We start from the raw sequence: 9,955 nt of genomic DNA on the forward strand, positions 1-9,955 counted from the left end.
TGGAGGCACTGGGCGCCGGGCTGCCGGTCCGATACGTCTCCTGCCCGGCGCCCAGTGCCTCCACCACCGCGAGACCGAAGGCCTCCTCCGGGCTGGGCGAGGCGAGCAGGTCCATCGCGGCGGTGAGGGAGGGCAGGTCGGGGCCGGGGGTGCCGTCGGGCACGTAGGGCCGTTCGCCGGTGAACAGCACCCGGCCGGCCACGCCCGCCTCGTTCGCGGCGCGCCGCAGGACCTGCTCCTCGGGGCCGCCGCCGACCAGCAACAGCCAGTAGTCGGAGGGGAGTTGGGCAAGGGCGTGGATGAGGTCGGTGAAGCGCTTGCCCGGGGCGAGCCGGCCGACGCCGCCGACGACGTACGCCCCCTCGGGCAGCCCGAGGCGCTCCCGGGTGCGCTGGCGGGCGACCGGGTCGAAGCGGAAGCGGGTCAGGTCGATGCCGTTGGGGACGACCTCGATGCGCGGCGCGGGCACACCCCAGCGGCGGAGCCGCTCGGCGACCGTGGGGGACACGGCGACGGTGGTGCGGCCGAGCCGTTCGCCGGCGAGATACAGCGCGCGGACCCCGGCGGTCAGCCGCCGCCCCTCCATCTGCGAGTCGCCGAGGGAGTGTTCGGTGGCGACGATCGCCCGTACGCCCGCGATCCGCGCGGCGAACCTGCCGTACACGCATGCTCGGTAGAGATGGGTGTGCACGAGGTCGTAGCCGCCCGAGCGGATGACGTCGACCAGGCGGGGCAGCGCGGCGAGGTCGCGGTTGCCGGCCATGCCGAGGTGGACGACCCGGACGCCGTCGGCGATCAGACCGTCGGCGACCGAGCCGGGGTTGGTGAGCGTCACGACATCGCAGTCGACCGGCAAGTGCCGCAACAGGAGCCGGAGTTGCTGCTCGGCGCCGCCGACCCCGAGGCCGGTGATGATGTGCAGGGCCTTCATCGGCGTCACACCCCCTCGACCGGGCGGCGGCGCAGCCGGTGCAGCCGGTACTTGAGATGCAGGCGTACGGCGGTGTCGTTCTCGCCGATGTGTACGCGGGGCAGGACATGGACGCCGTTGAGCGGGTCGGGGTCGATCGCGCAGCCGTATCGGTAACCGGCGGCCTTCACGGCGTCGACGGCCCGCTGGTCGACCGTCCCGTACGGGTAGCAGAACCCCGCCACCGGAGCACCGCTCAACTCCGTGAGCACCGCTCTGCTCTCGGCGACCTCCGCCCGCAGCAGCTCGTCGTCCGCCGTCGTCAGGTCGACGTGCGTCAGCCCGTGCGACCCGAGCTCGATCCCGGCCCCGGCGACGGCCCGGATGCCGTCCGCCGTCAGCAGCGGCTTGCGCGGGCCCAGCGGATCCCAGGCGTTCTCCCCGCCGAGCCGCCCCGGCAGGACGAACAGGGTCGCGCCGCAGCCCCAACGCTCAAGCAGCGGAAGGGCGTTGTCGAGAAAGTCGGCGTACCCGTCGTCGAAGGTGAGCCCGACGAGCCCGCGCCCCTCGCCCCGGGCACGGGCGGCGAGCAGCTCGGCCACACCGACACCCCGCAGCCCACGCCGGTGCAGCCACCGCAGTTGGGCGTTCAGGCGCTCCGGTGTGACCGTGACGCGGTACGGGTCGTCCGAGCGGTCGCCCACCGAGTGGTACATCGCGACCCAGGGCACGGCACCGGAGCGGCCGGCTCTTCGGTCACGGCCGGTCGACCCGGTCGCGGCGGGGGCGGGCGTGGGAGCGGACGCGCTTGCGGGCATCGGGAAGCCTTCGGGTCGTCAGGGAGCGTACGGAACGGAGTGCGAGGACGAAGCTCTGCACGGCCTGGGCCCGCATGAGCCGCCCGAGCAGGAAGTAGACGACGGTGACGGTCGCCGTACCGGCGGCGAGTCCCGCCACCGGTCCGTCGATCCGGCTGGTCACGAACGCCCCGGCGGCCGTCGCGCACACCGCGGCGCGCACCGGCTTGGTCAGCTCGGCCACCACCCGCCGGGTCCGGATCGGCACACTGCGCGGGCCCATGCCGTACAGCAGCAGGGCGGCCGTCACCGTGATCCCGGCCGCGTTGGCGGCGGCGATCCCGCACACCCCCCACGGGCCGACCGTCCACGCGCCGATCCACGAGGTCGCCACGATGCCCGCGGCCATCGCGCCCAGCGGGTACCAGGTGGGCCGGTTCGAGGAGAAGTACGAGCGGACCAGCGCGCCGACCAGCGTGTGCCCGAGCAACCCGAGCGCGTACACACGCATCACGGTCGCCGTCGCCTCGGTGTCCTGGGCGGTGAACGCGCCCCGCTGGAAGAGGAGTTCGATGACCTGCGGCGCACAGGCGACCACCGAGGCGCCGCCGAGCAGCACCACCCAGGCGGCCAGCGCGATGTCCCGCTCCACCCGGCTGCGGGCCCGCTCGGTGTCGCCCTCCGCGATGGCCTGCGCGACCACCGGGAAGGTGACCGTGCACAGCATCAGCGACAGCGTCATCGGGATCTGCGCCACCTTCTGCGCGTAGTTCAGATGCGAGATGGCCCCGGCGGGGAGGGTGGAGGCGAGGAACCTTTCGATGAGCACCTGCGACTGCCGGGTCAGCGCGAAGAGCAGCACCGGCGCGACGAGCGCGAACGCCATCGGCGCCCCGGAGGTCTCCTCGGCCACGGCCTCCGCCGGTTCCGGTACGGCCGACCGGCGGCGCCGCAACTGACGCAGAACCGAAGGAAGTTGGGTTACGACCATCAAGGCGCCGCCCACCGCCACACCGACCGCCGCCGAGCGCACCCCCCAGTGCCCGCCCAGCACGAACATCGCCGTGATGATGCCGGTGTTGTAGGCCACGTAGATCGCCGCCGGGGCCAGGAACCTGCGGTGCGCGCGCAGGGCCGCGCTGCAGTACCCGGCGAGCCCGAAGCTGAACACGCAGGTGGCGGTGAGGCGGGTGCAGTCCACGGCGAGCGACGGGTCGGGCAGGCCGGGGGCGAGCGCCTCGACCAGGTAGGGAGCGGTGGCGATCAGCAGGCCGCCGACGCCCGCGAACGCCAGCGCCAGCCGGGGCAGGGTCGTGGCGACCAGTGCCCGTACCGGATCGCCCGGGGCACCCTGGGCGCGCCGGGCCAGCGCCATGCTGAACGCCGGGATCAGGACGAAGGCCAGCCCGTCCTCGATGAGCAGCGTCGCCGCGAACTCCGGCACGGTCCACGAGACCAGGAAGGCGTCCGTGTCACTGCCGGCCCCGAACAGCCGGGCCAGCGACTGGTCCCGGACCAGCCCGAGCAGCGCGCCCGCGACCGACAGGACGGCCGTGATGAGCGTGGCCTGGGCGAGGAACTTGCGGGAAACGGGGGCGAGTCGGGGGGAGTCGTGGCCGGTGTCGCCGGCATGTCCGTCGTTGCCGTCACCGCCGTTGCCGTCGTGTCGGTCCCCTCGCTCTCCCTCTCCCTCTCCCTCTCGCTCTCCCTTTCCCTTCGCGGCCGGTGCGGCGGCGCGTGCCGTGGGCAGGGTCACCCTGGTCTCTCCCTCGGTGTCTCCCTCGGCCCGGGGAGGTGTCGCGTTCACCGCGCCGGGGTCTCGGCCACGTCGTCGGCACCGACGAGGGCCCACCAGGCGACGATCCCGAAGGCGACGGCGGTCAGCACGGTCGCGGGCCCGCCGATGTCGGCGTACAGGAAGTCGATGAGCTGCCAGATCAGCAGCCCGCAGGCGACGAGCGCGCAGTCGAGCCCGCCGGACGCCGACCGCCGGGTCCGCACCAGCCCCCGCAGCCCGCACACCAGCAGCGCCAGCCAACTGCCGCCGAGCGCCAGCAGACCGATGAGGCCCTGCTCGCTCAGTACCAGCAGATACATGTTGTGCGGGGACAGCAGCGGCTGTTTGCGGAACGCGGCGCCCGCGCCCTCCGTGTCGCTGCCCGAGGACAGGGCCAACGAGGCGTGTCCGTCGCGGTGTTCGGGGAAGCCCTTCAACCCGACGCCGGTGAGAGGGTGTTCGCTCCACATGTCGGTCGCCGCCGCCCACATCGTGTACCGGTCGGTGACCGACTGGTCCGGGGCGTTGGTGACTTGGGTGATGCTGCTGATCCGCTCCTGGAGCATCGCCGAGCCGAGACCGAGGCCGCCGACCAGGATCACCGCCGACGCCGCCACCACCGCGGCCACCTTCACCGCGCGCCGGATCCCGGCCAGCACCAGTTGCAGCGCGCAGCCCGCGGCGGTGGCGATCCAGGCGCCCCGGCTGAAGGAGACGGCGAGCGGCACGAGGAGGACCAGGGCGCACCCGGCGGCGACGGCCCGCTGCCGGGCGGTGGCCGACCCGAGGGCCAGCCCCAGCGCGCACATCAGCCCGAAGGCCACCACGGTCGCCATGCCCATCACGTCGGCGGGCCCGAAGGTGCCCACCGCCCGGATCTCCTCGCCCTGGTAGGAGGCACCGGTCCCGGTCACGAACTGGTGCACCCCGACCGCCCCCTGGAACAGGGCGAAGGCGACGAACGCCCAGGCCAGCGTCCGGAAGTCGCGCCGGTCCCGGATCAGCAGCACGACAGCCGCCGGGACCAGCACGAAGATCTGGAGGTAGCGCCCCAGGCCCCCGATCCCGGCCGCCGGCGAGGACGCCCCGAGCGCCGCGACCGCGAGCCCGGTCACGGGCAGGCCGAGCACCACGGCGGCCGTACGGGACAGGGGGCGCCGCCGCTCCCGTACGAGCCGGATCGCGCAGTAGAGGACCACGAGCCCGGAGACGGCGTCGGCCGGGGTCGCGCCGCCGTCGGTGCCCTGCGCGGCCGGCAGCGCGAGCAGGGTGATCACCAGGATCACGGGGAGGAGCGGAGCGATGGACGTGACGTACGTGAAGGGCACTCGGCGTGGCAACGACAGCGCGGGGCTGTGGCTCACTTCGCTCAGCTTCCTGTCGGGCGGACGAGCGTGGCGGCGGTGCGCAGCAGGATGCAGATGTCCTGCCACAGCGACCAGTTGTCGATGTAGGCGTTGTCGAAGCGGCACCGGTCCTCGATCGAGGTGTCACCGCGCAGCCCGTTGATCTGGGCCAGCCCGGTGATCCCGGTCTGCATCCGGTGGCGGGCCGCGTATCCGGGGTAGGTCTGGCTGAACTTGCCGACGAAGTAGGGGCGTTCGGGCCTCGGACCGACCAGGCTCATATCGCCCCAGAGGACGTTCCACAGTTGGAGCAGCTCGTCCAGCGAGGTACGGCGCAGGAGCCGGCAGAACCAGTTCATGCGCTGCTCGTCGGCGACGCTCCACCGGGTCGCCGACTCCATCTCGTCGACCGGACGGTGGGTGCGGAACTTCAGCAGGGTGAAGGGGCGCCCGTCCATGCCGATGCGCTCCTGCCGGAACACCACACCCCGCCCGCCGGTCAGGCGCAGCACCACCGCGCACAGCAGCAGCAGCGGCGAGGCCAGCAGCAGCAGCGTGCCCGAGACCACGACGTCGAGGAGCCGCTTGCCGAGGCTGCCCGGCCGGTCCGGCACGATGGCGAGCCGCCGGCAGGAGAACCCGGCGAGCCGCTCGGCACTCTCGTACGAGGGCGACTCGGCGTCGATCTCCCACACCGTGCAGCCCGACTCCGCCAACGCCCGCAGCAGCGGCCCCTGTTCGGACCGTACCGAGGGATGGACGGTGAGGACGGCCCGGACGCCGTTCTGGATCAGCGCCCGCTGGACCTCCTCGCCGGTGGTCAGCACCGGCAGACCCGCCGAGCCGTCCGGGTGGTCGGTGACAAGCCCCACCGGCCGTACCCCGCACGCCGGGTGGCGCAGGAACGCGGCGGCCACCCGCCGGGCGGTACCGGCCGGGCCGATGACGAGAGCGGTGTGCGGGCGGCGCAGCAGCGCCCGGCGCCGCAGCCAGTGCACGGCCGCGCGGCCCGCCGCACTCGCCCCCGCCTGCGCGGCGCACCCCAGGACGAGGGTCCGCGCGGACAGCGCGTCGGCGGGCTCGTACGCCCCGACCAGGGCGGCCAGCGCCAGCCAGCCCATCGCGATCCGGCCGCAGACGGCGGGCAGTTCGTCGAGGAACGCGGGCACGGATCCGGGCCGGTAGAGGGAGGCGCGCGAGTTCAGCACGACCACCCCGAGCAGCAGCGCGCCGACGAGAAGGGGGTGGCGCAGCGGCGCGGTCAGGGCCAGGGCGCCGAGCAGGGCGGCACCGCTGTCGGCGGCGAGCAGCGGCAGCGGGGAGGCCGGCCGGGGCGTGGGGCGTCGGCCGGCCGGGTATCTGAATCCCCCCGCCGACGCGCGGGACGGGATGACCGAGACGGCCGAGAGGGCCGACATTGTCGAGAATCCGTATTCCCGCGGCCCTCCGCCGGGGGAGGGGACGGTACTTTCCGCAGTCACGAGTGGATGGACTCCCTGTACTCGGCGCGCACGGGCCGCACGGCGTGCGCGGTGATCAGCTCGCGGTACACACCCGCGACGGCCTCGGCGGAGTGCCGTACGTCGTGCGCGGACAGAACGTGCCGGCGCGCCAGTCGCCCAAGCGACTCACGCAGCGGGGGGTCGAGCAGCAGCTCGGCGACGGTCCGGGCCAGCGCGGCCGGGTTCTCGGCCGGCACCAGACAGCGCGGGGCGAGAGCGGCGGGCAGACTCTCCCGCCCGCCGTCCACATCGGTGACGACCACCGGCCGCCCGCAGCCCATCGCCTCCAGCGGCGCCAGCGCCATGCCCTCCCACCGCGAGGGCAGGACGACCAGATCGGCGGCCCGGTACCAGGGGACGGCATCGGCGACGGCCCCCGTGAACAGCACGGAGTCGGGCGCGAGTTCCCGCAGCCGCCCCGCCTCGGGACCGTCACCGACGAGCACCAGCCGCGCCCCGGGCACCCGCCGGGTGACCTCGCCCCACGCCCGGAGCAGCACGTCCTGCCCCTTCTGCCGGCACAGCCGCCCCACGCACACGACCAGCGGAGCCGCCGGATCGACCCCTGCGAGCAGCGGGAGTCCGGCCCGTACGGAGTCCGCCTGAGCCGGGCGGAAGCGCTCGGTGTCGATCCCGTTCGGGATCACCTGCCACCGCCCGGCGATCCCCGCGCGCTCCCCGGTCGCCCGTTCCGCGTCGCTCACGCACACCACGCGGGCGGCCCAGCGCGCACCCGACCGCTCCCACTTGAGCGCCAGCGCGGCGGTGGGCCCGCCGACCGCCTCGAACGACCAGGCGTGCGGCTGGAACACCGTCGCCACCCGCCCCCGTACCGCCAGCCGGGCGGCGAGCCCGGCCTTCGCGCTGTGCGCGTGCACGACATCCGGCCGCACCGCCCGCACCACCCGCCTAAGCCGCCGCACCTCCCCGGCGAGCCAGGGCCCCGGCGAGCGGCTCGCGTGCCAGGGGCGTACGTCGGCGCCGAGCGCCCGCAGCCGCGCGGCGAGGTCACCGCCGTCCCCGCCGTCCGGGCAGGCGACCGTGACGTGCAGACCGGCGGCGAGCTGGGCCCGCGCCAGGTCCGTCACGACCCGGGCCACCCCGCCGTCCACCGGCTGGGTGACGTGCAGGACCCGTGGCCCGGGGTCCGGTGCGATCAGTTGCATGCGGGGTTTCCTCGCTCGCGGGTGGCGGTGCCGGACGCACCTCGGCTACTGCCGGGCGTCGACGGCCACGAAAAGTGCGCCGGTCCACGCCGCGTCCCGCTGGGAAACGAGCCGGAGTGCCAGCTGGTCACCGCCGCGCCGCAGCGCCGTCCCCAGTTCGAACACGTCGGAGTCGTAGCCGAGGGTGTTCGCGTACGTCGGATCGCGCTCCGAGACGGCTCCGCCGATCGTGGAATTCAGCACGTCGTCGCGCGGGTTGGCCGCGTCCCCCAGCGTGGTCGTACGCCCTGCGGCGGTCACCGTCAGGGAGTCGCCGGGGCTGTCGCGGTCCCCGTTGTAGGCGACCAGGCCCGCGCGCCCGTTCGCGCCCGCCGGGAACGGGAGTTCGGCCATCCGGACCAACGAACCGTCACTCCCGTGGTCGCCCAGTGCCTCGAACCCGTCCCACACGACGAGGTGCCGCAGCGGCTCCGCCGCGTTCTCGTACGCCACCACGAGCGTCCAGCCGCCCCACGCCCCGGCCGCCGACCTCCCCATCGCCACATTGACCTGCGCGACCGTGTACATCCCCGAACCGCTGTCCCGGACCAGCTTCGTGACATCGGCGGAGGCCTGGAACGCGTCGGCGCCGTGCGCCACCCGGTGCCCGACGACCGAGTCCGCGAGCAGCTCCTTGTACTGGCCGCCGGGCTCGGCGATCAGCACCCGCCCGTTGTCCTTCGACGGCTTCTGCTCCCCGGCCCTGAGGTTGCCGCCCCAGTACAGCCGCGCGTACGAGACGACACCGCCCGGCGGCACCCGGACCTCCGCGCGGCTGGAGTTGTACGTGTTCGGGTCGCTGTCGACGTCGATGTAGAACATGTCCAGGTCGCCGTTGACCGCCGCCTTTGCGCCGCCCGTTCCCGTCGCGGGGTTCTCGCCCTCGCGGATGCCGTCGCAGGTCCCGAGGGTCGCGCGGCAACTGATGGAGGTGTTGGCCGCGCGGACGATCCCGCCGTGCTGGAGCGCGCGGTAGCGCTGCGCGAACGCGAGGCGCTGCGACTCCGTGTCCTTGGCGGGGGGCGGTTCGGCCGTCGCCGTACCTCCCGGAGTCCAGATCGCGGCGAGGGCGAAGGCGCCCACCAGTGCACGGCGCAGCGGAAGACCCGGGGAATCAGACATGACCGGCGTTGCCCTTTCGGGAAGAGGTCGGGAAACGGGGCGGGGCGTGGACCGACGGACGGAGAAATCTGGAGGGCGACTCCGGGGCGACTCCGGGGCGATTCCGAGATGATTTAGGGTCGGCTGGCGGAAGATGAGCCACTCTAGCCAGCTATGCGTACTTGTTGGTGATTCATCGTGACTGTGTCGTAATCGTGCAGCCGAGCGATTCGAGAGATCACTCCATTGGCGGCACAACCCGGGCGCGCGCCACGCGTTGACACAGCGCCGGGCATCCCCGCCCGGCTGTTTGTGACAACTCCCAAGGAGCACTTCTCCATGTCGCGTATCGCGAAGGGCCTCGCCCTTTCCACCGTTGCCGTCGCCGCCGTGGCGGGTACCGCCGGTGTCGCCGCCGCCGACAGCGACGCGCACGGCGCCGCTGCCCACTCCCCGGGCGTTCTGTCGGGCAACGTCCTCCAGGTCCCGGTCCACGTTCCGGTCAACGTCTGCGGCAACACCGTCAACGTCATCGGTCTGCTGAACCCGGCGTTCGGCAACACCTGCGTCAACGACTGACGTGGTCAACGGCTGACGTAAGTCGGCGCGGACCCTTCTGCCGGCCGCTCTCCTTTCCAGGGAGGGCGGCCTGCTCGCGTTTTCCGGCGGGTGCCCCGAATGGCGGGCCGGGCGGCGGGCTCGCCTGGCGGGCCCCGACACCGGCCCTCACCAGGGACGACGTGCGGGACCCGGCCAACGGGCCGTCACTTCGCGCGCACGACCGGTTGCGGAAGGTGGCGATGGATCCGACGGTGGATCCGACAGCGGACACACCGTCCGGCACATCAGCGCGTCACCGCGCCATCGAGCCACCGCGCCATCGAGCCACCGAAAGGAACCCCCATGCGCGCTCTGCCCGCACGGCGTATCGCGTCCACCGCACTCTGCGCCGCCCTCCTGCTCGGAATGGGCGCACCGGCCGCCCTGGCGGGCGACGGCGACGCGGCCCGCGATCGCGGCCACGCGGCTTCACGGGCGCCGGTCCCCAACGCCGACACGCTCCTCGCGCAGGTGAAGTCGCTGGGTGACCTGGGCGGCGTACTCAAACCCGTCACCGATCTGCTGACGGCCGTCTTCAAGGCGGACAACGGCCAGTTGCCGCTGGACGACGCGACGAAGCTGGTGGACGACGTGAAGGCGGCCATCGCGGCGGCCACGGCGGCGGCCCCGGCCCCGGTCCCGGCCACCCCACCGGTGGCCCTCCCGGCGACCCCGGAAGTTCCCGCGACCCCGGCACTCCCGGCCACTCCGGCGACC

The 9,955-nt window shown here is 73.6% G+C and carries 8 protein-coding genes and 1 pseudogene; 2 read left to right on the forward strand and 7 right to left on the reverse strand.

The window, feature by feature from the left end:
- From AOK08_RS05210 to AOK08_RS05240, 7 genes are all read right to left on the reverse strand, one after another.
- Nucleotides 1-931 (reverse strand): glycosyltransferase (locus tag AOK08_RS05210; RefSeq protein ID WP_055524104.1); only part of this gene is annotated, 931 nt, incomplete at its 3' end.
- A gap of 5 nt (nt 932-936) precedes the next feature.
- Complete coding sequence (locus AOK08_RS05215; RefSeq protein WP_055524105.1) at nt 937-1,626, reverse strand: polysaccharide deacetylase family protein; 690 nt, start codon at nt 1,624-1,626, stop codon at nt 937-939.
- 40 nt (nt 1,627-1,666) lie between these two features.
- Nucleotides 1,667-3,463 (reverse strand): murein biosynthesis integral membrane protein MurJ, encoded by a 1,797-nt coding sequence (murJ, locus tag AOK08_RS05220; protein WP_055524094.1) that lies wholly within the window; start codon nt 3,461-3,463, stop codon nt 1,667-1,669.
- Nucleotides 3,464-3,510: 47 nt separating this feature from the next.
- On the reverse strand, nt 3,511-4,848 hold the full coding sequence (locus AOK08_RS05225; protein WP_055524096.1) for an O-antigen ligase family protein: 1,338 nt from the start codon (nt 4,846-4,848) through the stop codon (nt 3,511-3,513).
- Nucleotides 4,849-4,853: 5 nt separating this feature from the next.
- Nucleotides 4,854-6,311 carry an exopolysaccharide biosynthesis polyprenyl glycosylphosphotransferase gene (locus AOK08_RS05230; protein ID WP_055524098.1) on the reverse strand — a complete coding sequence of 486 codons (1,458 nt, stop codon included), beginning with the start codon at nt 6,309-6,311 and terminating at the stop codon, nt 4,854-4,856.
- On the reverse strand, nt 6,308-7,498 hold the full coding sequence (locus tag AOK08_RS05235) for a glycosyltransferase family 4 protein (RefSeq protein ID WP_055524100.1): 1,191 nt from the start codon (nt 7,496-7,498) through the stop codon (nt 6,308-6,310). The genes AOK08_RS05230 and AOK08_RS05235 overlap by 4 nt, the downstream gene beginning before the upstream one ends.
- A gap of 45 nt (nt 7,499-7,543) precedes the next feature.
- Nucleotides 7,544-8,659 carry a hypothetical protein gene (locus AOK08_RS05240; protein ID WP_055524102.1) on the reverse strand — a complete coding sequence of 372 codons (1,116 nt, stop codon included), beginning with the start codon at nt 8,657-8,659 and terminating at the stop codon, nt 7,544-7,546.
- Nucleotides 8,660-8,977: 318 nt separating this feature from the next.
- Between AOK08_RS05240 and AOK08_RS05245 the strand changes: the two genes are divergently transcribed.
- Both AOK08_RS05245 and AOK08_RS05250 read left to right on the forward strand, forming a co-directional pair.
- Nucleotides 8,978-9,217: a chaplin gene (locus tag AOK08_RS05245; protein ID WP_006382607.1), complete on the forward strand. Its 240-nt coding sequence runs from the start codon at nt 8,978-8,980 to the stop codon at nt 9,215-9,217.
- 324 nt (nt 9,218-9,541) lie between these two features.
- A pseudogene (locus AOK08_RS05250) lies at nt 9,542-9,955 on the forward strand (hypothetical protein); the annotation flags it as partial.

Origin of the sequence: Streptomyces graminilatus (assembly GCF_001418565.1) — a bacterium.
GTDB lineage: Bacteria > Actinomycetota > Actinomycetes > Streptomycetales > Streptomycetaceae > Streptomyces > Streptomyces graminilatus.

What these genes read in the sequence shown, in the direction of transcription:
- AOK08_RS05235 (WP_055524100.1), bottom strand. Translation starts at nt 7,498, where the DNA reads ATGCAACTGATCGCACCGGACCCCGGGCCACGGGTCCTGCACGTCACC.
- AOK08_RS05240 (WP_055524102.1), bottom strand. Translation starts at nt 8,659, where the DNA reads ATGTCTGATTCCCCGGGTCTTCCGCTGCGCCGTGCACTGGTGGGCGCC.
- AOK08_RS05215 (WP_055524105.1), bottom strand. Translation starts at nt 1,626, where the DNA reads ATGTACCACTCGGTGGGCGACCGCTCGGACGACCCGTACCGCGTCACG.
- AOK08_RS05245 (WP_006382607.1), top strand. Translation starts at nt 8,978, where the DNA reads ATGTCGCGTATCGCGAAGGGCCTCGCCCTTTCCACCGTTGCCGTCGCC.